The organism is Streptomyces sp. NPDC059002, from assembly GCF_042740435.1.
GTDB lineage: Bacteria > Actinomycetota > Actinomycetes > Streptomycetales > Streptomycetaceae > Streptomyces.
This window is the reverse complement of sequence record NZ_JBHYJI010000003.1, coordinates 255,603-277,022: the sequence shown is the minus strand read 5'-3', so window position 1 is coordinate 277,022 and position 21,420 is coordinate 255,603. Positions and strand designations below refer to the sequence as shown.

At 71.9% G+C, this 21,420-nt stretch carries 20 protein-coding genes; 10 read left to right on the top strand and 10 right to left on the bottom strand.

From position 1 onward, the window contains the following. Nucleotides 1-55 precede the first annotated feature (55 nt). On the top strand, nucleotides 56-667 hold the full coding sequence (locus ACFWZ2_RS04980; protein ID WP_384541910.1) for a TetR/AcrR family transcriptional regulator: 612 nt from the start codon (nucleotides 56-58) through the stop codon (nucleotides 665-667). A gap of 456 nt (nucleotides 668-1,123) precedes the next feature. Here ACFWZ2_RS04980 and ACFWZ2_RS04975 read toward each other — a convergent pair whose 3' ends face one another. Next, the gene (locus tag ACFWZ2_RS04975; RefSeq protein WP_384541907.1) at nucleotides 1,124-1,960 is read right to left on the bottom strand and encodes a hypothetical protein; all 837 of its coding nucleotides are present in this window, start codon (nucleotides 1,958-1,960) and stop codon (nucleotides 1,124-1,126) included. 180 nt (nucleotides 1,961-2,140) lie between these two features. On the opposite strand from ACFWZ2_RS04975, the gene ACFWZ2_RS04970 reads away from it, so the two are divergent. Together ACFWZ2_RS04970 and ACFWZ2_RS04965 are read left to right on the top strand one after the other, a co-directional pair. Next, a complete protein-coding gene (locus ACFWZ2_RS04970) occupies nucleotides 2,141-3,094 on the top strand; it encodes a DUF4097 domain-containing protein (protein WP_384541905.1) in 954 nt (317 codons plus the stop codon). Nucleotide 3,095: 1 nt separating this feature from the next. Further along, on the top strand, nucleotides 3,096-4,190 hold the full coding sequence (locus ACFWZ2_RS04965) for a helix-turn-helix transcriptional regulator (RefSeq protein WP_384541902.1): 1,095 nt from the start codon (nucleotides 3,096-3,098) through the stop codon (nucleotides 4,188-4,190). 777 nt (nucleotides 4,191-4,967) lie between these two features. On the opposite strand, the gene ACFWZ2_RS04960 is transcribed toward ACFWZ2_RS04965, so the two are convergent. From ACFWZ2_RS04960 to ACFWZ2_RS04945, 4 genes are all read right to left on the bottom strand, one after another. Next, a complete protein-coding gene (locus ACFWZ2_RS04960) occupies nucleotides 4,968-5,558 on the bottom strand; it encodes a Clp protease N-terminal domain-containing protein (RefSeq protein WP_384541899.1) in 591 nt (196 codons plus the stop codon). Further along, complete coding sequence (locus tag ACFWZ2_RS04955) at nucleotides 5,558-5,767, bottom strand: helix-turn-helix domain-containing protein (protein ID WP_384541897.1); 210 nt, start codon at nucleotides 5,765-5,767, stop codon at nucleotides 5,558-5,560. Before ACFWZ2_RS04955 ends, ACFWZ2_RS04960 begins: the two co-directional genes overlap by 1 nt. Nucleotides 5,768-5,875: 108 nt before the next feature. Then, on the bottom strand, nucleotides 5,876-6,838 hold the full coding sequence (locus ACFWZ2_RS04950) for a zinc-binding dehydrogenase (protein ID WP_384541894.1): 963 nt from the start codon (nucleotides 6,836-6,838) through the stop codon (nucleotides 5,876-5,878). Nucleotides 6,839-7,025: 187 nt separating this feature from the next. Next, entirely contained in the window at nucleotides 7,026-8,240 is a 1,215-nt protein-coding gene (locus tag ACFWZ2_RS04945; protein WP_384541891.1) for an NADP-dependent malic enzyme, read from the bottom strand. Between the two features lie 493 nt (nucleotides 8,241-8,733). Between ACFWZ2_RS04945 and ACFWZ2_RS04940 the strand changes: the two genes are divergently transcribed. Genes ACFWZ2_RS04940 through ACFWZ2_RS04930 form a run of 3 tightly spaced genes read left to right on the top strand, consistent with a single transcriptional unit; the run spans nucleotide 8,734 to nucleotide 11,431 of the window. Beyond that, nucleotides 8,734-9,690, top strand: a complete 957-nt coding sequence (locus ACFWZ2_RS04940) for an ABC transporter substrate-binding protein (RefSeq protein WP_384541889.1) — start codon at nucleotides 8,734-8,736, stop codon at nucleotides 9,688-9,690. A gap of 35 nt (nucleotides 9,691-9,725) precedes the next feature. Further along, a complete protein-coding gene (locus tag ACFWZ2_RS04935; protein WP_384541886.1) occupies nucleotides 9,726-10,667 on the top strand; it encodes an amino acid ABC transporter permease in 942 nt (313 codons plus the stop codon). Continuing rightward, complete coding sequence (locus ACFWZ2_RS04930; RefSeq protein ID WP_384541884.1) at nucleotides 10,667-11,431, top strand: amino acid ABC transporter ATP-binding protein; 765 nt, start codon at nucleotides 10,667-10,669, stop codon at nucleotides 11,429-11,431. The genes ACFWZ2_RS04935 and ACFWZ2_RS04930 overlap by 1 nt, the downstream gene beginning before the upstream one ends. 137 nt (nucleotides 11,432-11,568) lie before the next feature. On the opposite strand, the gene ACFWZ2_RS04925 is transcribed toward ACFWZ2_RS04930, so the two are convergent. Beyond that, a complete protein-coding gene (locus tag ACFWZ2_RS04925; protein WP_384541881.1) occupies nucleotides 11,569-12,354 on the bottom strand; it encodes a class I SAM-dependent methyltransferase in 786 nt (261 codons plus the stop codon). A gap of 91 nt (nucleotides 12,355-12,445) precedes the next feature. Here ACFWZ2_RS04925 and ACFWZ2_RS04920 point away from each other — a divergent pair, with 91 nt between their 5' ends. Then, nucleotides 12,446-13,096 (top strand): CGNR zinc finger domain-containing protein, encoded by a 651-nt coding sequence (locus ACFWZ2_RS04920; RefSeq protein WP_384541878.1) that lies wholly within the window; start codon nucleotides 12,446-12,448, stop codon nucleotides 13,094-13,096. Here ACFWZ2_RS04920 and sodX read toward each other — a convergent pair. Then, a complete protein-coding gene (gene sodX, locus ACFWZ2_RS04915) occupies nucleotides 12,979-13,413 on the bottom strand; it encodes a nickel-type superoxide dismutase maturation protease (RefSeq protein ID WP_384541875.1) in 435 nt (144 codons plus the stop codon). The two genes, ACFWZ2_RS04920 and sodX, sit on opposite strands and share 118 nt — an antisense overlap. Nucleotides 13,414-13,557: 144 nt before the next feature. On the opposite strand from sodX, the gene sodN reads away from it, so the two are divergent. Beyond that, nucleotides 13,558-13,953 carry a superoxide dismutase, Ni gene (gene sodN / locus ACFWZ2_RS04910; RefSeq protein WP_365136925.1) on the top strand — a complete coding sequence of 132 codons (396 nt, stop codon included), beginning with the start codon at nucleotides 13,558-13,560 and terminating at the stop codon, nucleotides 13,951-13,953. Nucleotides 13,954-14,020: 67 nt separating this feature from the next. On the opposite strand, the gene ACFWZ2_RS04905 is transcribed toward sodN, so the two are convergent. Both ACFWZ2_RS04905 and ACFWZ2_RS04900 read right to left on the bottom strand, forming a co-directional pair. After that, entirely contained in the window at nucleotides 14,021-14,674 is a 654-nt protein-coding gene (locus ACFWZ2_RS04905; RefSeq protein ID WP_384541872.1) for a response regulator, read from the bottom strand. After that, a complete protein-coding gene (locus tag ACFWZ2_RS04900) occupies nucleotides 14,674-16,794 on the bottom strand; it encodes a sensor histidine kinase (protein ID WP_384541869.1) in 2,121 nt (706 codons plus the stop codon). The genes ACFWZ2_RS04905 and ACFWZ2_RS04900 overlap by 1 nt, the downstream gene beginning before the upstream one ends. A 179-nt stretch (nucleotides 16,795-16,973) precedes the next feature. Here ACFWZ2_RS04900 and ACFWZ2_RS04895 point away from each other — a divergent pair, with 179 nt between their 5' ends. Beyond that, nucleotides 16,974-17,999 carry a CPBP family intramembrane glutamic endopeptidase gene (locus tag ACFWZ2_RS04895; RefSeq protein WP_384541866.1) on the top strand — a complete coding sequence of 342 codons (1,026 nt, stop codon included), beginning with the start codon at nucleotides 16,974-16,976 and terminating at the stop codon, nucleotides 17,997-17,999. Nucleotides 18,000-18,143: 144 nt separating this feature from the next. Then, nucleotides 18,144-20,240 (top strand): GTP-binding protein, encoded by a 2,097-nt coding sequence (locus tag ACFWZ2_RS04890; RefSeq protein ID WP_384541864.1) that lies wholly within the window; start codon nucleotides 18,144-18,146, stop codon nucleotides 20,238-20,240. 73 nt (nucleotides 20,241-20,313) lie between these two features. On the opposite strand, the gene sigJ is transcribed toward ACFWZ2_RS04890, so the two are convergent. Beyond that, nucleotides 20,314-21,225 carry an RNA polymerase sigma factor SigJ gene (gene sigJ / locus ACFWZ2_RS04885; RefSeq protein WP_384541861.1) on the bottom strand — a complete coding sequence of 304 codons (912 nt, stop codon included), beginning with the start codon at nucleotides 21,223-21,225 and terminating at the stop codon, nucleotides 20,314-20,316. Between the last annotated feature and the right edge of the window lie 195 nt (nucleotides 21,226-21,420).

The window sequence follows — 21,420 nt, the reverse complement described above, 5'->3', positions numbered from 1 at the left end:
GAGAACCTCTCCGCATGGCTAGCCCCGCGGCACACAGGAACGGGAGGATGGCCCCATGACGACGGCCCAGGAACGACAGCCGCGCGCCGATGCCCGACGCAACCGCGAGCGCATCGTCGCCGCCGCGCGCGAAGCGTTCGCCGAGCACGGGCCCGACGCCTCCCTGAACGACATCGCGCGCCGGGCGGGCGTCGGCCCCGGCACGCTCTACCGGCACTTCCCCACGCGCCCCGCCCTGCTGACAGCGGTCCTGAAGGACCGCATCGACACCCTGTGCGGCCGCGCCGACGAGCTCCGCACGACGCACTCCCCCGACGAGGCGCTGGCCGAGTGGCTCCGCGCCTTCCTCGCCCACGCCCGCGCGCACCAGGGCCTCGGCGGCGCCGTCATGCTCGAAGAACTGAGCAGCCCCGACACCCTCGGCTTCGACTGCCACCAACGCCTCCAGGACACGGCCCACCACCTCCTGACCCACGCCCAGCACTCCGGCACCACCCGCCCCGACCTCACATCCCCAGACCTCCTCCAACTGGTCCTGGGCATCGCCCTGTCCACCACCCGCGACACCACGGACCCCGCCCAGCCGGACCGGCTACTGGGGCTGGTGCTTGACGCGGTGGCGGGGCGGGTGGGACAGGCGGGGCAGGCGGGGCAGGCGGGGAATTGAGGGCTGGAGAGCGGGGCTGAGGGGGGCGACTGGTCCGGGGGCGTCCGGGGGCGTGGGGTGGCCGTTGAGGGCCGGGTGGGGAGCCCGGCGGGGGCCCGGGCGGGAGCTGGGTGGGAGCCCGGGCGGAAGCCGGGCGGAAGCCGGGCGGAAGCCCAGGCGGAAGCCCAGGCGGAAGCCGGGCAAGGAACCTGAGCAGGAGCCCGGACGGGGAGCTCAGGCAGGGAGCCCGGCGGGGCCCAGGCGGGGAGCCGGGCGAGGCCCAGGCAGGGATCCGGTGCAGGCGCTCGAAGCGCTGACCTCAGCCCGAGACCACGGAACCGGCCAAGACCCGCTCACGAACCCGCCCGAACCCCCGGCCGGGACACCGGCCCGGCCGGGAGGGGCAGGGCCTGAAGTCGACGCCCCGGCCGGCGCCGGGATCCGCTCAGCTGCCCGCAGGGCCAGCCGCCCGCAGGGTCAGTCGCGCGCGGGGGCAGTCGCGCGCATCCTGTCGTACGCGAGGCCGAGCGCACCCTGCGCAAGGAGCAGCGCGGCCGCTGCGGCCCAGCCTCCGCTGCGGCGGCGTACCGCCCACGCGGCCAGCGGGAGGCCCGCGGCGACCTGTGCCGCGGCGAGGGCGCGTGCTCGTGGGCCGCGGACCCAGGGGCCGAGCGGCCCCTTCTCGACCACGTCGAACTCCGCCCGCATCGCGTCGCGCCACCCGGACCACTCGACCTGCCGCGTGCCCGGCTGCACGCGTGCGACCTCGCGCAGCCGGTCGGCCGGTTCGCCGGGGGTCAGGCCGGGCGGGAGCGTGAGCCCGGTGCGGGTGAGGACCGCGAGCAGCCCGCGCATCCTGGCGCGGGCGTCGGCCTCGGTGTCGGGCCTGGCGAGTGCCTCCAGGGACTGCATGTCGAGGACGGGGTCGAGCCCCAGACGCGCCGCGAACGTCCGCATCGCCTCGTCCTCCCCGACGGGCGTCCCGTTCGCCAGCCATACGTATCCGACCGTGCGCCGGAAGCCCGCGGCCAGGGTGTATCCGGAGCGGTCGGAGTCCCACCACAGGGCGAGGACGGGCCAGGTCGACCCGACGGCGAGCGCCGTGGCCCACCCGTTGAGCACCCGGTCGACCGGCTCCTCGCCGTGCAGCCAGGGCTTGCCCTCGGGTACGAGCACGCTCCAGCCGGGACCGGCGGGCGCCAGCAGCATCCGCTCGCGCAGCAACTGGGCCACGGCATCGACGGTGTCGGGCTCGGCCCGGCAGAGAAGCAGCGCGCCTGCGGCTCTGGCGCGCTCGGAGACATCGGACGACATGGCCCCACGCTAGGACAGATCGGATTCCGATGCATAAATCCCATCGCCCCGGCAGCCCGAGCCGACGGAGTCGTCCCGCGGAAGTCTCGGCTATGTCTTGACTTTCCGTATCCGCGATATATCGTGAATGACAGAGACGCGATATGGCGCGTCGCGTCCCGTCCGCCTAGGAGGTCACCCATGTCCGAGTGGTCCGTCGCCGAGCCCCGGAAGCTCACGTTCGACACCCCCGTGACGACACTCCATGTGCGCGTCGTCAATGGAACGGTGAACGTCGTGGGCACGGACGAAGGTTCCGCCCGCCTGGAGGTCTCCGAGATAGAAGGCCCTCCCCTGATCGTGACCCAGGAGGGCGGCACCCTCACCGTCGCGTACGACGACCTGCCCTGGAAGGGCTTCCTCAAGTGGCTCGACCACAAGAGCTGGCGCCGCAGCGCCGTGGTCTCGCTCGCCGTCCCCGCGTCGGCGGCCGTCGAGGTGGGCGTGGTCGGCGCGGCCGCCATGGTCTCCGGCATCGAGGGGCACGCGGAGGTGCGCGGCGTCACCGGCAGGACGACCCTCGTCGGCCTCTCGGGACCGACCCGGGTGGAGACGGTCTCGGGCGGCGTGGAGACCCAGGGAGTCACCGGCGACCTGCGGTTCTCCTCCGTCTCCGGCGACCTCACCGTCGTCGAGGCCGCGGGTTCCTCCGTCCGGGCGGAATCGGTCAGCGGCTCGATGATCGTGGACCTGGACCCGGCGGGCGGCGCGACCGACGTCGCCCTGACCGGCGTCTCGGGCGAGATAGCGATCCGGCTGCCGCACCCGGCGGACGCGGAGGTCGAGGTGGACACCGCGACCGGCGCGGTGTCGAACGCCTTCGAGGATCTGCGCGTGAGCGGCCAGTGGGCAGCGAAGAAGATCACGGGCCGGCTCGGCAACGGCAGGGGGCGACTCAAGGCGACGACGGTGTCCGGTTCCATCGCGCTCCTGCGCAGGCCGCCGATGGAGGAAGATCCATACGACGACGTCCCACTGGAGATCGCTCCGGAGGACGCCGCACGCCCCACCCCACCGACGGACCACGCCCCCGCCGACACCCCCGAGCCGACCGACGGCCCGGCCGACGGCCCGACCGACAAGAAGGTGCTCTGAGATGCCCCCCGTGTTCGCCCACGGCCGCCTGCGCCTGTACCTGCTCAAGCTGCTCGACGAGGCCCCGCGCCATGGCTATGAGGTGATCCGCCTCCTCGAAGAGCGCTTCCAGGGTCTGTACGCGCCTTCGGCGGGCACGGTGTACCCGCGCCTGGCGAAGCTGGAGGCCGAGGGCCTGGTCACGCACACCACGGAGGGCGGCAGAAAGGTGTACGCCATCACGGACGCGGGCCGCGCCGAACTGGCCGACCGCAGCGGCGAGCTGGCCGACCTGGAGCTGGAGATCCGCGAGTCCGTCGCCGAGCTCGCCGCCGAGATCCGCGACGGCGTGCAGGGCGCGGCGGGCGAGCTGCGCCGCGAGATGCGGGCGGCCGCGGAGGAGGCGCGGGCCTCGGGCACGTCGGGCCGCAAGGGTCACGGCTATCCCGACCCCTCGGACTTCTTCGACTGGGCGTCCGGCGACAAGGAGGGCTGGCGCCAGGCGAAGGAGGACTTCAAGCGCGCCAAGCAGGAGTGGAAGGAGCAGGCACGGCGGGCCAAGGACGAGAGCCGCCGGGCCCGCGAGGAGGCCCAGCGGGCGCGGCGTCAGGCCAAGGAGGCCCAGGAGCGGGCGCAGACGCAGGCACAGCAGGAGTTCCAGCGCATCGCCCGGCATGTCCAGGAGCAGGTGCAGGACCACTTCGCGCGGGGCGACTGGCCGACGGGCGTACGGGAGGGCCTCACGGAACTGGCCAAGGAATTCGGCGAGTTCGGCAAGGACTTCGGCAAGAACTTCGGCCGCGGGGAGACGCCGGGGTCCGGCGCGCGGACCGGGACCGGGGCACAGAAGCCGACCCCCGGAACGGCCGCCGAACAGCCCAAGTTCGCCACGGGTCCCGAGGACCTCGCCGTCGACTACATCCCCGACTGGGCCAAGGAGGACCCGACCGACGACCCGGCCCGCGACCTCGACCGCCTCCTCGACCGCTTCCGCGACGACATCCGCGACGCGGCCCGAGACCACGGAGTCTCCCCGGACCAACTCCGCGAGGCCCGCCAGCACTTGTCCGCGGCAGCGGCCCACATCGGGGCGGCCCTACGGGCTTCTCGCTCCTGAGCGGTTGAGCGGAGGGGCGGGCCGGCCTGCCTGGCCGGACCGGCGAGGCGCACCGGCCGGGCCGGAGGAACCGGAGCGGACCGGTCGGGCCAGAGCGGACCAGCCAGGTCGGAGCGGGACGGCCGAGCCAGAGCGGCCAGGCCGGAGTGAACTGGGACGGCACGGGTCGGGCCGGGTCGGCTGGGGCGGACCGGGCCGACACGGACAGACCGGAACGGGCGGACCAGCTGGGCCTGAGCGGCCGAGTTGGACGCCTCGGGGCGGGAGCCCCCCGGGCGGAGCACTCGGGCCGGAGCACTCGGGCCGGAGCAGCCGAGGCGGACCGACTGGGCCTGAGCGACCGAACTGGCCCGCCCGGGGCGGGCCGACCAGGCCAGAGTGGCCGGGGCGGGCCGACCAGGCCAGAGTGGCCGGGACAGCCCCGTCGAGCCCGAGCGCCCCGGGCCAGAGCGGGTCGCGCCGAACGAGGCGAGTCGCGCCAGACGAAGCAAGTCACGCCGAACGAGGCGGGTCACGCCGGACAAGGCCGGTCACGCCGAACGAAGCGGGTCACGCCGGACCAGACAGGTCACACCAGACGAGGCGGGTCACGCCGGACCAGACAGGTCACACCAGACGAGGCGAGTCGCGCCGGACCAGGCAGGTCACGCCGGACCAGGCAGGTCACGCCAGACGAGGCAAGCCGCGCCGAACGAGGCGGGTCACGCCGAACGAGGCGAGTCGCGCCAGACGAGGCGGGTCATGCCAGACCAGGCGAGTCGCGCCGGACAAGCTGGGCTACCCCGCCACAGCCTCCCCGCCCCGGCCCCCGCCATGGAGGACCCTCCGCACCGACGCCTCGGTCACGCCGTGTTCGGCGAGGACGTCGGCGATGGCGTTGGCGCCCAGGGTCAGGGACAGCAGGAGGTGTTCGTCGCCGAGTTGGCGCTCGCGTTGGCCGGTGACGATGCGGAGGGCCCGGACCAGGACCTGCTTGGCCTCGGGGGTGAAGGGGCCGGTGCGCACGGCGCCCAGCAGGCCCCGACGGCCTCGCGCGCCCGCACCCGCGCCCGCCAACGCCCCCGCGCCATGCGCCTGTTCGACGCGGGAGACGATCTCCGCCAGGTCGATGCCGAGTCCGGCGAGGGCGTCGACGTCGGCGCGGCTCATGCCGCCCCGGCGCCGTACTTCTTCGAGGGCGGCGGCGATGGAGTCACGGCGACCCTTCGCCCCGAGCGCGGTCAGGACGAAGGACGCCCTGCTGCCCTCGCGGTCGAGCAGCGCGAGGAGGAGGTGGCCCTCCTCGACGCTGTCGTGCCCCGCCCGTTCGGCGTGCTCGGCCGCGCCTTTGACGACGTCGCGGGCGCTCCGCGTGAACCGTTCGAACATCACTGCCTCCCGTACTTCTTGTGCACGGCCTGCCTGCTCACTCCGAGCTCCGCGGCGATCTCCTGCCACGACCAGCCCTGCACGCGCGCGCTGCGCACCTGCACGGCCTCCAGCTGTTCCACCAGCTTCCGCAGCGCGGACACGGCCCGCAGCCCGACCCGTGGATCGCGATCACCCGCACGCTCGGCGAGGTCCGTTGCTTCACTCATGTACGTCAACCTACGTTGACAGACCCCTCGTGTCAACCATCGTTGACACGAGGGGTGGCGCAGCCCGCAGGGAGGCAGCCCTCTCAGACCTCTCGGACCCTCAGCCCCTCAGACCTCCAGCACGATCTTCCCGAACTGCCCCCCGGCCTCCAGCCGTTCGAACCCCTCGCGCGCCCGGTCGAGCGGCAGCACCTCGTCGATGACGGGACGCACCCCCGTGGCAGCGCAGAAGGAGAGCAGGTCCTCCAGCTCGTCCTTGGTCCCCATGGTCGAGCCGACGACCTTCAGCTCCAGGAAGAAGATCCGGGTGAGCTCGGCGTGCGAGGGCCGGTCGCCGCTCGTCGCGCCCGAGATGACCAGCGAGCCGCCCGGCTTCAGCGACTTGACCGAGTGGGACCAGGTCGCCGCGCCCACCGTCTCGATCACGGCGTCCACCCGCTGCGGCAGCCGCGCACCCGGCTCGACCACCTCCACCGCGCCCAGCTCAAGGGCCCGCTTCCGCTTGGCCTCGTCCCGGCTGGTGGCGAAGACCCGCAGGCCCGCGGCCTTGCCGAGGACGATCGCCGCCGTGGCGACCCCGCCGCCCGCGCCCTGCACGAGGACCGAATCCCCGGGGCGCACACCGGCGTTGGTGAAGAGCATGCGGTACGCGGTGAGCCACGCGGTCGGCAGGCAGGCCGCCTCGGCGAAGGACAGCTCCTTCGGCTTGGGCAGCACGTTCCAGGTGGGGACGGACACCTGCTCGGCGAAGGTCCCCTGGTACTTCTCGGTGAGGATGGACCGGCCCTCGCGGGGCCCGACGCCGTATCCGGACTGGCCGATGACGGAGTGCAGGACGACCTCGTTCCCGTCCGCGTCGATCCCTGCGGCGTCGCAGCCGAGGATCATCGGCAGCTTGTCCTCGGCCAGGCCGACCCCGCGCAGCGACCACAGGTCGTGGTGGTTGAGGGAGGCGGCTCTGACGTTCACGGTCGACCAGCCGGGGCGTGCCTCGGGGGCGGGCCGCTCCCCCAACTCGAGGCCGGCGAGCGGCTGGTCACGGTCGATTCGGGCGGCATAGGCAGCGAACATGCCGCCGACGATAGGCAGGCCGGGCGGCCCGACGGAACCATGCGCCGCTGTGACACGCGTCCCGCGCCCGCCGACAGTGCGGGCATCCCATGAGAAGCCACAAAAAACGCCCACCCGTCGTCCGAAGGGAAACGGGTGGGCAAGAGAGAAGAACATCGGCCCCGCCGCGCGCGGCGGGGCCCGGGCGTCAGCGGCGAGCCACGCCCTCCGCGCGAGCCGCGGCCGCGACCGCCGCCGTGACGGCGGGGGCGACCCGCTCGTCGAACGGCGAGGGGATCACGTAGTCCGCGGAGAGCTCGTCTCCGACGACGTCCGCGAGGGCGTCGGCGGCGGCGATCTTCATGCCCTCGGTGATCCGCGAGGCCCGCACCTGCAGCGCGCCCGCGAAGATCCCCGGGAAGGCGAGGACGTTGTTGATCTGATTCGGGTAGTCGGACCGCCCGGTCGCCACCACGGCCGCGTACTTGTGCGCGACGTCCGGGTGGACCTCCGGGTTCGGGTTGGCCATGGCGAACACGAAGGAGTTCGGCGCCATGGAGGCGACGGCGGGCTCGGGGACCGTACCGCCGGAGACGCCGATGAAGACGTCGGCACCGGCCAGCGCGGACTCCAGGGAACCGCTCAGACCGGCCTTGTTGGTGAGCTCGGCGAGCTCCCGCTTGACCGGGGTGAGGTCGTCCCTGTCCCGGCTCACGACGCCCTTGCGGTCCGCGACGGCCACATCCCCGAGTCCCGCTTCGAGCAGGAACTTGGCGATGGCCACGCCGGCCGCGCCCGCACCGGAGATCACGGCGCGCAGGTCGCCGAGCGTGCGCCCGGTGAGCTTGGCCGCGTTCCGCAGGGCGGCGAGCGTCACGACGGCCGTGCCGTGCTGGTCGTCGTGGAAGACGGGAATGTCGAGCCGCTCCTGGAGCTTGCGCTCGATCTCGAAGCAGCGCGGGGCCGAGATGTCCTCGAGGTTCACGCCGCCGAAGGACGGGGCGAGCCGCACCACGGTCTCGACGATCTCGTCCGCGTCCGTCGTCGCGAGCGCGATCGGCACGGCGTCCACGCCGCCGAACTGCTTGAAGAGAATGGCCTTGCCCTCCATCACGGGGAGGGACGCCTCGGCGCCGATGTCGCCGAGACCGAGCACCGCGGTCCCGTCGGTCACCACGGCGACGACATTCGATTTCCATGTGTAGTCGTGCACGAGCTCCGGCTGCTCGGCGATGGCGCTGCACACCTTCGCGACGCCGGGTGTGTACGCGAGGGACAGGTCGTCCTTGTCGCGGACCGGCACGGTGGCCTGCACGGCCATCTTGCCGCCACGGTGCAGCGCGAAGGCCGGATCGAAGGGCTCGTCCGCGCCTTCGTGATCCGTACTGCTGTCGCTGCGAGGATTGACGATCTCCGCTGCCACTTGTCTGACCCCTTAAGTCTTATTCATTCGTTGAGGGTGTCCACTCCTGGTTGAGAAGTGGGCGGGCACCGCGTCCGTTCTCCACCTGTCGGCGGAGGGAGGTACGAACACGCGGGCGCGCCGCACACGCGCCCTGGGCCCCGGATGAGGGGTGTAACCGTCTTTTCTACCGGATGGGTCCGACCGCCGACGAGCTGTATTTGTTTCGACCCTAGGTCATTTGACCGATTTTACCGAAAAGTGCATTCGCGCTGTCCGCATCGCGAGATAGGTCGGCTTTCACTTGGTTAACAGCCATTCGCTCCGACACCGGTACACCCTTGCCGCACCGGGCCATTCGGATTCGAGGCTGGCCCGTTATCCGATTTTGACATCTCCGGCACCCAGAATCGGACGGTCCGAATGGCAAGATGCCGTCATCACACGAGGTCGCGACACCCGAAGGTGTGTGCCCGACCCATCGGCAACTCCCTCATCCGCCGGAGGACCCACCATGACCGCAAGCTCCCTCTGTCGTAAGACCGCAGAAAAGTCCGCGAAGTCCCGGATTGCCGCGGTCGGCGCGATCGCGGTCGCGGGCACGCTGCTGCTCTCCGGCTGCGGCGACCAGACCAACGACAAGAAGAGCGACTCGGTCAGCAACGCCCCGCTCGCCGACAAGCTCCCCCAGGACATCCGCGACAAGGGAGTCATCAAGGTCGGGTCCGACATCGCCTACCCGCCCGTCGAGTTCAAGGACAAGTCGGGCAAGACCGTCGGCATCGACCCCGACCTCGGCGAGGCGCTCGGCAAGCAGCTCGGCGTGGAGTTCCAGTTCGAGAACGGCACCTTCGACACCCTCCTCGGCGGCCTGCGCTCCAAGCGCTACCAGGTCGCCATGTCGGCCATGACCGACACCAAGAACCGCCAGGAGGGCATCGACGAGGAGACCGGCAAGAAGGTCGGCGACGGCGTCGACTTCGTCGACTACTTCACCGCGGGTGTCTCGATCTACACCAAGAAGGGCGAGGACCAGGGCATCAAGACCTGGTCGGACCTCTGCGGCAAGAAGATCGTCGTCCAGCGCGGCACCGTCTCGCACGACCTGGCCAAGGCCGAGTCGAAGAAGTGCAAGGGCGGCAAGAAGATCGCGATCGAGCAGTTCGACAACGACCAGCAGGCCCAGACCCGACTGCGCTCCGGCGGCGCGGACGCGGGTTCGTCCGACTTCCCGGTGGCCGCGTACGCGGTGAAGACCTCGGGCGGCGGCAAGGACTTCGAGCTGGTCGGCGAGCAGGTCGAGGCGGCCCCCTACGGCATCGCGATCTCCAAGAAGAACCCCGAGCTGCGGGACGCGATCAAGGCCGCGCTCGACGCGATCATCAAGAACGGCGAGTACGACAAGATCATCTCCAAGTGGGGCGTCGAGGACGGCGCGGTCAAGGAAGCCAAGGTCAACGGCGGCAAGTGACCCCCGTCCCTCCTAGTCGCTGAAAGGCCACTCACGTGACCCCCGACATCTCCAAGACAGGTCCGAAGGACGACGTCCCGAAGCCACGCCCCGCCGAGGCCATCAAGGCCATCCCGGTGCGGCACTTCGGCCGGTACGTGGCCGCGGTCCTCGCGATCGGCGTCCTCGCCGCCATCGTCTACGCCTTCTCGCAGGGCGACATCAACTGGGGCGCGATCCCCGACAACTTCTTCGACGAGCGCATCCTCAAGGGTGTCCGCGAGACGCTCATCCTCACCTTCCTCTCGATGCTCATCGGCGTCGTCGGCGGTGTGATCCTGTCCGTGATGCGCCTGTCGAAGAACCCGGTGACCTCGTCGATCGCCTGGTTCTACATCTGGTTCTTCCGGGGCACGCCGGTCCTGGTCCAGCTCTTCGTCTGGTTCAACCTCGGCTTCGTCTTCGACTATGTGAACCTCGGTCCGATCTACAAGGACGAGTGGTCGGACTTCATGACGCCGTTCCTGACGGCGCTGCTCGGCCTCGGCCTCAACGAGGCGGCGTACATGGCGGAGATCTGCCGTGCCGGTCTGCTCTCGGTCGACGAGGGCCAGACCGAGGCGTCGCACGCGCTCGGCATGAGCCACGGCAAGACGCTGCGCCGCGTGGTGCTGCCGCAGGCGATGCGCGTGGTCGTGCCGCCGACGGGCAACGAGTTCATCAACATGCTGAAGACGACCTCGCTGGTCGCGGCCGTCCAGTACTACGAACTCCTCAAGTACGCCCAGGACATCGGCACCTCGTCGGGCGCGACGGTGGAGACGCTGCTGCTCGCCGCCTGCTGGTACCTGATCATGACGTCGATCCTCAGCGTCGGTCAGTTCTACCTGGAGCGGTACTACGCCCGCGGCTCGTCCCGCTCCCTGCCGGACACCCCCTTCCAGAAGATCAAGGCCAACATGTTGTCGCTGGGCAACCGTGCAGGAGGTGTGCGCTGATGACGACCGCCATGGTGAAGTCCGAGGGCGTCCACAAGTCCTTCGGCAACGTAGAGGTCCTCAAGGGCATCGACCTCCAGGTCGAGCAGGGCGAGGTGTTCTGCCTCATCGGCCCGTCCGGCTCGGGCAAGTCGACCTTCCTGCGCTGCATCAACCACCTGGAGAAGATCAACGCCGGTCGGCTGTACGTCGACGGGGAGCTGGTCGGCTACCGGCAGAAGGGGGACAAGCTGTACGAGCTGAAGGACAGCGAAGTCGCCCTGAAGCGCCGGGACATCGGCATGGTCTTCCAGCGCTTCAACCTGTTCCCGCACATGACGGCCATCGAGAACGTCATGGAGGCGCCGGTCCAGGTCAAGGGCGTCCCCAAGACGCAGGCGCGGGAGCGTGCCGGGCAGTTGCTGGAGCGCGTCGGCCTCGCCGACAAGGCGAGCAACTACCCCTCGCAGCTCTCCGGCGGCCAGCAGCAGCGCGTGGCGATCGCCCGCGCGCTCGCGATGGACCCGAAGCTGATGCTCTTCGACGAGCCGACGTCGGCGCTCGACCCCGAGCTGGTCGGCGACGTCCTCGACGTGATGCGTGACCTCGCGGAGTCCGGCATGACGATGGTCGTCGTCACGCACGAGATGGGCTTCGCCCGTGAGGTCGGGGACAGTCTCGTCTTCATGGACGAGGGCGTGGTCGTGGAGTCCGGCCACCCGCGTGACGTACTGACGAATCCGCAGCATGAGCGGACGCAGTCGTTCCTCTCAAAGGTGCTTTAGCTCCGCCGGGTTCAGCAGTTGCCGAAGGGGCCGGTACGGATCGTGGATCCGTACCGGCCCCTTCGCTTCGCGTGGAACTCTTCGGCTGCGGGTCCGTCGTGGCCGGGCGCGCAGTTCCCCGCGCCCCTTACGGGGCTCTACTTCAGGCCGAGCACCAGCGCGTCGGACGGCGAGGCCCACACCGGACGGGCCTCCCCGAATCCCGCCTCTCGGAGAGTCCTCGCATGCCACTCGGCCGAAGGCATGTCCCCGTCCGCGTGATCGCCGTAGATCTCGAACCGCTTGGCCGTGGGTGCGGCAAGCACAGGATCAGCGGCGGCGAGCTGCCACCACTCCTTCCAGTCCAGCACGCCCTCGGCCTTCGCCCGGTCCATCTTCCGGTGCCGGTGGGCGCTCTCGGCGGCGTTGATGCGCGGGGTCGCGGGATCGGGCATGTGGTCGGCGTTCATGAAGACGCCGCCGTCGCGGACGAGCCCGGCGACCTGCCCGTAAAGAGTGGCAAGCGGCGCGCTGTAGAGCCAGTGCAGAGCCGTGGCCGTGAGCACGGCGTCGTACGAGTCGTGCGGGAGCGCGGCGGTCCACCCGGGGTCCGTCAGGTCCGCGGTGACGAAGGTGACGCGGTCGTCCCCGGCGAAGGTGCCCTCGGCGATGGTGAGCAGCGCGGGGTCGAGGTCGACGCCGACACTGGTGGCATCCGGGAACCTCTTGAGCAGCCGGTCCGTAATACTTCCCGTACCGCACGCCAGATCGAGCACGCGCGGCGCGGGGCCCACAACGGCCTCGACCATGTCGAGCATGATCTGGAACCGCTCCTCACGGTCGGGCAGATACCACTGCTGCTGCCGGTCCCAACTGTCCTGCCACGCGCGCCAGTTGGTCCCGGTCTCGGCGCCGGCGTCAGTTCCGGTCCCCGTTCCAGCCATCAGAACCCCTCCACTCCGTAATACCCTGGTACCGCAGTCGGTCATTACTGGCCGAGGACTCGACCATAGCCCGCAGCCGTAAGGACTACAAGTGGAACTGGCCCATTACTCAGACTTCGCCGTACGCCTGGTCAACAGCGAGGAGCCGGGCCGCGACAAGGACACGCTGACCTCGGTCGAGGTGATCAGGGAGCTGTTCGGGCCGAGCACGCAGATGGCCCGGCGCGCCACGGAGTCCGACCTGCCGCGCTTCCGTTCCGTACGGGCCAGGCTCAGGTCGGTCTTCGAGGCGGCGAACGACGGCGACGAGACGCTCGCGGTCGACCTGCTGAACTCACTGCTCCTGGAATTCCCGGTCAGCCCGCAGATCTCGGGCCACGACCACCGGGACGAGGACGGCCGGCCGCTGTGGCACATGCACCTGGCGGACCACTCGTCGAACGCGACCACCGGGTACGCCGCGATCGCCGCGATGGGGCTCGCCTTCCACCTCACCGAGCACGGCGTGGAGCGCTTCGGCCTGTGCGAGGCGGCACCGTGCCGCAACGCCTATCTCGACACGTCGACGAACCGCTCCCGGCGCTACTGCTCGGACCGCTGCGCGACCCGTGCCAACGTCGCCGCCTACCGCGCCCGCAAGCGCCTGGAGACGGAGCGTTCGGCCGCCACGGGCCGCACGGCGGACAGCGCCCAGCGCAGCACCGCGAACGGCGAACGGCGCCCCGAAGCGGGCGGACGGTAGCGCAACCGCACCTTCCCCAGGACGAGTTCCTCGGGGACGACTCCGTAGTCGGTGCTGTCGCCTCCCGCGTACGCGTTGTCGCCGAGCACCCACCAGCCGCCCTCGCGCCGCTCGGTGGCGCGCTTCACGACCAACAGGTCCTGCTGGAACGGATGGCGCAGGACCACCACGTCCCCCGGGCGCACCCGCGCGCCCCAGTGCACCAGCAGCCGGTCCCCGTGGAACAGCGTGGGCACCATCGAAGGACCCGTCACCTCCGCCGCACCAAACGGCAAGACGGCCCGTCCGCGCTCGCTCTCCTGCGACAGCTCCGGCATCACCGCACCTCCCCGGTCCTATCCTCCACCAGTCCCAGTCTGACCCTGGACTTTTGTCCTAAGCCCATGGGGGCACTCGCAAAAACCCGTCTCTCACGGAGTAATGTCCCACCTGAGAAGACGATCACGAGGAAGGACAGCTACATGCTTTCCCGCCTGTTTGCCCCCAAGGTGAAGGTCAGCGCCCACTGCGACCTGCCCTGCGGCGTGTACGACCCGGCCCAGGCCCGCATCGAGGCGGAGTCGGTCAAGGCCGTCCAGGAAAAGATGGCCGCCAACGACGACGCGCACTTCCAGGCGCGCGCCGTCGTCATCAAGGAGCAGCGCGCCGAGCTCGCCAAGCACCACGTCTCGGTGCTCTGGAGCGACTACTTCAAGCCCCCGCACTTCGAGAAGTACCCGGAGCTGCACCAGCTGGTCAACGACGCCCTCAAGGCCCTCTCGGCCGCCAAGGCGTCGACGGACCCGGCCACGGGCCAGAAGGCGCTGGACTACATCGCCCAGATCGACAAGATCTTCTGGGAGACCAAGAAGGCCTGAACAGGCCTGACCCGACAGCACCCGGCATCCGCGCGGAGCCGGGTGCTGTCGGCGTTCACGGGTGTGACTACGGATGCGTACGTCGCGGTCTGGCGAGCCCCAGGTCGTACGCGAGGATCGTCGCCTGGACCCGGTCGCGCAGGCCCAACTTGCCGAGCAGGGCGTTGACATGGGACTTCACCGTGCCGGTCGTCACGCCGAGCGTCTCGGCGATCTCCGCGTTGGTGTGGCCCGCGGCCACCAGGGTCAGGACCTCGCGTTCGCGGGGCGTGAGGAACGCCAGGAGTTCGGGGTCGGGGGCGGGCGCCGTGTCCGCGAAGGCGGCGATCAGGCGGCGCGTCACGGTCGGGGCGAGCATGGCCTCGCCCGAGGCCACCACGCGGATACCGGCGAGGAGTTCCTCCGGCCGCGCGTCCTTCAGGAGGAAGCCCGACGCCCCGGCGCGCAGGGCGTCGTGGACGTAGGCGTCCTGGTCGAAGGTGGTCAGGACCAGCACGCGCGGGGCCGCCGCGCCATGGCCCTCGGTGAGCAGACGGGTCGCCGTCAGGCCGTCCATGCCGGGCATGCGGATGTCCATCAGGACGACGTCCGGGGCGAGTTCGGCCGCCAGCTGCACGGCCCGTGCCCCGTCCTCGGCCTCGCCCACCACCTGGAGGTCCGGCTCCGCGTCGACGATCGCCGCGAATCCCGCACGGACCACGGCCTGATCGTCGACGACCATCACTCGGACGGTTCCAGCGCGGTCGGGGCCGTCGCCGGGGCGGCCTTCGCCGTTCGCGTTCTCGGGAGGGAGGGGGGTCGCGGGGGTGATGGGGGTGCCTCCTTCGGTGGTGCGGAGCGTGTGGGTACGGGTGTGGGCGAGGTTTCGGGGGCGGTCGGGCCCGTCACCTCCCTGAGTGCGGCGAGGAGATCGCGCATCGCCGCGAGCGCCGCTCTCGCGCCGTCCGCGACGGACTTCAGGTCGCCCGCCTCGGCATGGGCGACCACGTCGGCGGCATGGCGCAGGACCTCGCCGCGGAGTTCCGCGGCGATGCGACGGCGCTCCTCGTACGCCTCGACGACCGCCGAGCGGACCGTTTCGGCGAGGACGTGGTCCTCGATGGCCCTGATGCGGTCGCGCCGGGTCCTGACCACGGCGCCGACGCCCCAGAGCGCGGCCAGCGGGAACAGGAACAGGGTGCCGACCATGCAGACCAGGAAGAGCAGGAGGCCGTAACCGCCCTGCCCCTCGAGGTCGGAGATGCCGTCGGCCGCAGCGAGGGCGATGGCGGAGAGGGTGAGCCCGGCCGCGGCCACCCCGCTCGCGGGCCAGGTGACCCGGGCCGGGCCCGCGTACGCCGCCACCGCGTACAGGGCCACGCACGTCGCGGCGCCGCAGGTCACCGTCAGGGTCAGCGCGACGTCCCGGTGCAGGAGCCCGAAGGCGAGGCCGAGCGGCGCGAGCCAGGCGAGGGCGAGCACCGCGCACAGGACCGCCCAGGGCGCCCGGCGCCGCCACAGCAGCGGCAGGGTGTACGCGAGGGCGGGGACGCACGACAGCCAGACGTCCGCGGGGCGTTCGACGAGGACCGCGAAGACCGGGATCGCGGCGACGGAGAGCACGGTCGCGCCGTCGGTCGCGTCGAGGCCGCGCAGGGCGGGGTGGCGCGAGGCGGGGCCGCGCAGGGCCGCGGTGCCGAGCGGCAGCCGGGCGCGCACGCGCCAGCCGGGCCCGTCCTTGCGCGGCCCCGCGTCGAGGGTTCCGTCGAGCGCGGTCGCCCGCTCCCGCATGCCCACCGTGCCGCGCCCCGAGCCGAGCCGCTGCCCGGCCCCGGAACCGGCACCGGAACCGGCCGCGCCGCGCGCCCCGTCGTCCTCGACCGTCAGGTCGACCGCGCCGTCGCCGTCGCCGCCCGACACCGCGACGCTCACGAGGACGGCGGCCCCCGGCGCGTACCGCAGCGCGTTCGTGAGGGCCTCGCGCACGATGCCGAACGCCGCCTCGGCGACCGGGCCCGTCAGCCCCGCGAGGTCCGGCGCCACGTCGACGGCCGGGCGCAGTCCCAGGCGGGCGAATCCGGCGGCGAGTTCGTCGACGCGTTCCTCCAGGGCGCTGTCCTCGTCCGCCGCCGATGTCCGCATCATCGCCACCAGGCGGTCCAGCGAAGCCAGGGTCTCGCGGCCGCCGTCCGCCGCGAACTCCAGCGCCTGCGCGGTGAGCTCCGGCTTGCGGTCGCCGAGCCGCAGCGCGGCGTCCGCGGTGACCACGACCGAGGTGAGGTGGTGGGCGCTGACGTCGTGCAGTTCGCGGGCGAGGCGGCGGCGTTCGGTGGTGGCGGCCCGGCCGCGTTCGGCCTCCGCCCGCGCGAGGTCCCGCGCGGCGGCCCGGCGTCCCGCCTGCCAGCGGCGGCGGCCGCGGCCCAGTCCGACGACGGTGAGGAAGAGCGCGCAGTTCACCAGGATCTCGCCGCCGACGTCGGCCGCCGAGTCCAGCTGCAGCGCCGCGCGGACCGCCTCGGCGACGGCGAGCGCCGATCCGACGAGGGCGGTCCGCCGTGCCGGGCTGCGCACCGCGACCGAGTACAGCGCGACCAGCACGCTGAACGCGTGCAGCAGTGTCGCGTCGTCCGGCAGCGGCAAGGGCACGCAGGCGAGCAGGACGGCCTCGACGGTGAGCGCGGCGGCCACCGGACGGCGGCGGCGCACGCCGAGCGCGGCGGTGATCACGACCGCCGCGCCGAGCCCCGCGGCGAGCTGGGCGGCGCCGACCGGGTCGCCGTCCCGCAGCGGGCGGCCAGGCCAGAAGGCCAGCTGCTGGATCGCCAGCAGGGCGGGCAGCAGCCAGTTCCGTATCCGCTCCATATCGGCCCCAAGGATACGGAGGGGCGGCGCGGCGCCGTGCGGCCCAGGCCCGCCCCCGTCCCTGGTCGGCCCGCGCCCCGTCTATCCCTGGTTCCCGCGCCCCGTCTATCCCTGGTTAGAGACCACGATCGTGCGGACGGGCGACGCTTGCGCCCGCCGTCGCCGGAATGCTGAAGGGCATGACGACGACGCCCGGCCCGCCCGGCCCTCCGCCCCACCCGGCCGACGCGAACCCGTACGCGCCTCCCCGCGCGTACGCCCAACCCCACGGCCGCGCGTACGCCTACGCCCCGCACCCCCCGTACATCGCACCGCCCCTCCCCTACCACCGCCTCGCCCTGATCACGGGCCGCCATCGCTGGTGGCGGCCGCTGGCCGGGACCGGGCTGCTGATCGCCGGTGCCGTCGCCGTCTCGGTCGTGGTGCTGATCGGCGGCGAGATCGCGGGCGCGGTCCTGGACCGGCCCAAGGGCGAGGACGGGTTCCGGATATGGGGCGGGGTCGGGGAGACGGGGCAGGCGCTGCTCTCCCTCGCTCTGGTGCTGCCCGTGGTGCTCCTCGCCGCGCACTGGGTCCAGCGGCGTCCGGCGGGGACCGTGTCGTCGGTGACGGGGCGGCTGCGCTGGGGCTGGCTCGGGCGGTGCCTGCTTGTGGGTCTTCCGCTGGTCGCGGGGTCGTTCGGGATCATGCTGCTGCTGCCCGGATCGGCGGACGGCGAACCGGCGGGCGGCGCGGAGTGGGCGGGGCTCGGGAACTTCCTGCTCGGCCTCGCGATGGTGTGCGTGCTCGTGCCGTTCCAGGCCGCGGCGGAGGAGTACGCGTTCCGGGGCTGGCTCACCCAGGCGGTCGGCTCGTGGTGCCGCTCGCCGTGGGTGGCGATCCTGCCGCAGGCGCCGCTGTTCGCCGCGGCCCACGGGTGGGGGACGCCGTGGGGCTTCGCGGACCTCGTGGTGTTCGCCCTGGTCGCGGGCGTGCTGACCATCCGTACGGGCGGACTGGAGGCCGCGATCGGCCTGCACGTGCTCAACAACCTGCTCGCGCTCGGCGTCTCCGCGGGGATCGCCGGTGCGCTCGCCTCCGACGAGACGGCCGCCGACCTGGGCCGGGCGGCGGTGTGCGTCGACGTCGTGACGCTCTGCGGGTACGCGGCGCTCGTGCTGCGGCTCGCCCGGCGGCGCGGGATCGAAGCGGTGAGCGCAGCTTAATCAGTTGCCGCGCCCGTCGGCCTCCTGCTGCACTGTGCGCAGTCGGCGAGCGTCCGGCGGAGTCCATGAAGGAGAAGCAGATGCGGCGTTCGTGCATGTCCAGGCCGGAAGGAAGTCACCCCTCTTCTAAGGACATGACGGTACGTGCAATCATCTGCTCCGCACACCCTGAACCTGGGCATTCTGGCCCACATCGACGCCGGTAAGACCAGCCTGACCGAGCGGCTCCTGCATGCGGCCGGGGTCATCGACGAGGTCGGCCGCGTCGACGACGGCAGCACCCGGACCGATTCGCTCGCCCTGGAACGGCAGCGCGGCATCACGATCAAGTCCGCGGTCGTCTCCTTCGTGATCGAGGCCCCGGAATCCGCCGGGCCCGACGCAGGGCGAGGCGTCACGGTCAACCTGATCGACACCCCCGGCCACCCGGACTTCATCGCCGAGGTGGAGCGGGTCCTGAGCGTGCTCGACGGCGCCGTGCTCGTGATCTCCGCAGTGGAGGGCGTGCAGGCGCAGACCCGCGTCCTGCTGCGGACGTTGCGGCGCCTGCGCATCCCCACGCTGATCTTCGTGAACAAGGCGGACCGCGGCGGCGCCCGGTACGAGGGCGTCCTCGCGCACATCGCCGAGCGGCTCACCCCGGACATCGTCCCGATGGGCACGGTTCCGGGCCTCGGCACGCGCGGGGCACGCTTCGTCCCGTTCACCGCGGAGGACACCGGGGACGGCCGCGGCAGTGGCGGCGGCAGCTTCACCGCCCGGCTCACCGAGCTGCTCGCCGGTCACGACGACACGGTCCTTTCCGCGTACGTCGAGGACGCGCCGTCCCTCTCGTACGACCGGCTGCGCACCGAACTGGCCCGGCAGACCCGCCGTGCGCTGGTGCATCCCGTCTTCTTCGGCTCGGCGATGACGGGCGTGGGAGTCGCCGAACTGGCCGAAGGCATCCGGGAGTTGCTGCCGTCGGACGCCGGGGACGCCGAAGGGCCCGTGTCCGGCAGCGTCTTCAAGGTGGAGCGCGGGGCGGCCGGGGAGAAGATCGCCTATGTGCGGATGTTCTCCGGGACGGTCCGCACCCGCGACCGCGTCGACATCTCGGCGGACCGCGAGGGCAAGGTCACCGCGGTCAGCGTCTTCGACCAGGGCACCGACGTGCGGCGCGCGGAGGTCGGCGCCGGGCAGATCGGCAAGCTCTGGGGGCTCGGCGACGTCCGCATCGGCGATGTGATCGGCCTACCCCGCAAGGGAGTCGAGCCCGCCGGGCAGCACTTCGCCCCGCCGACCCTGGAGACGGTCGTCACCCCGCTCCGCCCCGCCGACCGTGGCGCCCTGCACGTCGCCCTGACGCAGCTCGCCGAGCAGGACCCGCTGATCGGCCTGCGGCAGGACGCCCTCCGCCAGGAGGTGTCGGTCTCGCTCTACGGAGAGGTGCAGAAGGAGGTCATCCAGGCAACGCTCGCCGAGGACTTCGGACTTGACGTCTCCTTCCGCGAGACCACGACGATCTGCGTGGAGCGGGTCGTCGGCACGGGCGCGGCGTTCGAGATCATCGACAAGGACCCCAACCCGTTCCTTGCCACGGTCGGCCTGCGCGTGGAGCCCGCGCCGGTCGGCGCCGGGGTGGAGTTCCGGCTCGGGGTGGAGCTCGGTTCGATGCCGTACGCGTTCTTCCGCGCGGTCGAGGAGACCGTCAGGGAGACCCTGCACCAGGGCATCCACGGCTGGCGCATCCCCGACTGCACGGTCACGATGACGCACTCCGGGTACTGGCCGCGGCAGAGTCACGCGCACGGCACGTTCGACAAGAGCATGTCGAGCACCGCGGGCGACTTCAGGAACCTGACGCCGCTGGTCCTGATGGACGCGCTGCGCCGGGCGGGCACGGCGGTGCACGAACCGATGCACCGCTTCCGGCTCGACGTGCCCGCCGACACGTTCGGGGCGGTCCTGCCCGTGCTCGCGCGACTGCGGGCGGTGCCGCACGCACCGGCCACGAGCGGGACGTCGTACCACCTGGAAGGGGACATCCCCGCCCAGCAGGTGCACGCGCTGGAGCAGCTGCTTCCCGGACTCACGCGCGGCGAGGGCGAGTTGGAGTCGGCGTTCGACCACTACGCGCCGGTGCGCGGCGAGCCCCCGACGCGCGAGCGCACGGACCACGATCCGCTCAGCCGCAAGGACTATCTGCTGCGGGTGGTGCGCAGGACGTCGGGCGCGGGCCGGGACGGGGGTGCGGGGTGAGGGCGCGGGGCCCGGGCGGGCGCCGCGGCCTCCCCCCGGGGGCAACCACGCCCCACGCGCCGCGCCTCACGCCTCACGCCTCGAACGACGCAAGCCCCAACCCCCGCAGCCGCTCCGGGTCCGCGATGATGTTGATCTCCACGATCCTGCCGTCCACGACCGTGAACGACGCGACCGAGAACGGCTCGCCGCCCGGCGCCGCGACGAGGCCGGGAGCACCGTTGACCAGGACCAGCCGCGAGGACGGGGCCATGCGTCCGAACATGGCCGCCTGCCCTGCCACCGTCGCCGCGCCCCGCACCAGCTTGGACAGGCCCGACGACAGCTCGCCGGTGTCCGCGCGCAACACTACGTCCGGATCGAGGAGTTCGAGCAGCGCGTCGAAGTCGCCCGCCTTCGTCGCGGCCATCCAGGCCTCGACGACCTCGCGCTGCCTGCCGAGGTCGGCGTCCGGGGCAGGCGCGGAGTCCCGCACGCGGCGGCGGGCCCGGCTCGCCAGCTGGCGGGTCGCGGCCGCCGACCGCTCCACGACGGGCGCGATCTCGTCGAAGGGCACGGCGAACATGTCGTGCAGCACGAACGCGAGCCGTTCGGCGGGCGCGAGGGTTTCCAGTACGACGAGGAGGGCGAGGCCGACCGAGTCGGCGATCAGCACCTCCTGCTCGGGGTCGACCACCGCGTCCACGCGGCTCACCACCGGGTCCGGCACATGCGTCTCCATGGAGATGTCCAGGGAGTCCTCGCGCCGGGACTGCCGCGAGCGCAGCAGGTCGAGGCAGATCCGTCCGACGACGGTCGTCAGCCATCCGCCGAGGTTCTCCACCGCGCCGGCCTCGGAGCGGCTGAGCCGGAGCCACGCCTCCTGGACCGCGTCCTCGGACTCGCCCAGGGAACCGAGCATGCGGTACGCGACCGCGTTGAGGCGGGGCCTGTGCTCCTCGAACCGGGCCGCGAGGGCGGCAGCGGCGGCTTCGTTCTCGTTCATGCGTCACATTCTCCCTGCGCGGTCCGTCACAACGATGACGGATGGGACACATCCGACGTGACATCACGAGGTGCGGTCGAGCCCCGGGCCGACCACATCACCACGTCGCCGCGTCTCCGCATCACCGCGTCTCCGCATCACCACGTCTCCGCATCACCACGTCTCCGCATCACCACACCACCCGTCACAGACCAG

Excerpts from the sequence above, each read along its gene's own strand:
- sodN (WP_365136925.1), top strand. The coding sequence starts at position 13,558 with ATGCTTTCCCGCCTGTTTGCCCCCAAGGTGAAGGTCAGCGCCCACTGC.
- ACFWZ2_RS04895 (WP_384541866.1), top strand. The coding sequence starts at position 16,974 with ATGACGACGACGCCCGGCCCGCCCGGCCCTCCGCCCCACCCGGCCGAC.
- sodX (WP_384541875.1), bottom strand. The coding sequence starts at position 13,413 with ATGCCGGAGCTGTCGCAGGAGAGCGAGCGCGGACGGGCCGTCTTGCCG.
- ACFWZ2_RS04950 (WP_384541894.1), bottom strand. The coding sequence starts at position 6,838 with ATGTTCGCTGCCTATGCCGCCCGAATCGACCGTGACCAGCCGCTCGCC.
- sigJ (WP_384541861.1), bottom strand. The coding sequence starts at position 21,225 with ATGAACGAGAACGAAGCCGCCGCTGCCGCCCTCGCGGCCCGGTTCGAG.
- ACFWZ2_RS04975 (WP_384541907.1), bottom strand. The coding sequence starts at position 1,960 with ATGTCGTCCGATGTCTCCGAGCGCGCCAGAGCCGCAGGCGCGCTGCTT.
- ACFWZ2_RS04980 (WP_384541910.1), top strand. The coding sequence starts at position 56 with ATGACGACGGCCCAGGAACGACAGCCGCGCGCCGATGCCCGACGCAAC.
- ACFWZ2_RS04930 (WP_384541884.1), top strand. The coding sequence starts at position 10,667 with ATGACGACCGCCATGGTGAAGTCCGAGGGCGTCCACAAGTCCTTCGGC.
- ACFWZ2_RS04940 (WP_384541889.1), top strand. The coding sequence starts at position 8,734 with ATGACCGCAAGCTCCCTCTGTCGTAAGACCGCAGAAAAGTCCGCGAAG.
- ACFWZ2_RS04900 (WP_384541869.1), bottom strand. The coding sequence starts at position 16,794 with ATGGAGCGGATACGGAACTGGCTGCTGCCCGCCCTGCTGGCGATCCAG.
- ACFWZ2_RS04960 (WP_384541899.1), bottom strand. The coding sequence starts at position 5,558 with ATGTTCGAACGGTTCACGCGGAGCGCCCGCGACGTCGTCAAAGGCGCG.
- ACFWZ2_RS04925 (WP_384541881.1), bottom strand. The coding sequence starts at position 12,354 with ATGGCTGGAACGGGGACCGGAACTGACGCCGGCGCCGAGACCGGGACC.
- ACFWZ2_RS04905 (WP_384541872.1), bottom strand. The coding sequence starts at position 14,674 with ATGGTCGTCGACGATCAGGCCGTGGTCCGTGCGGGATTCGCGGCGATC.
- ACFWZ2_RS04970 (WP_384541905.1), top strand. The coding sequence starts at position 2,141 with ATGTCCGAGTGGTCCGTCGCCGAGCCCCGGAAGCTCACGTTCGACACC.
- ACFWZ2_RS04955 (WP_384541897.1), bottom strand. The coding sequence starts at position 5,767 with ATGAGTGAAGCAACGGACCTCGCCGAGCGTGCGGGTGATCGCGATCCA.
- ACFWZ2_RS04965 (WP_384541902.1), top strand. The coding sequence starts at position 3,096 with ATGCCCCCCGTGTTCGCCCACGGCCGCCTGCGCCTGTACCTGCTCAAG.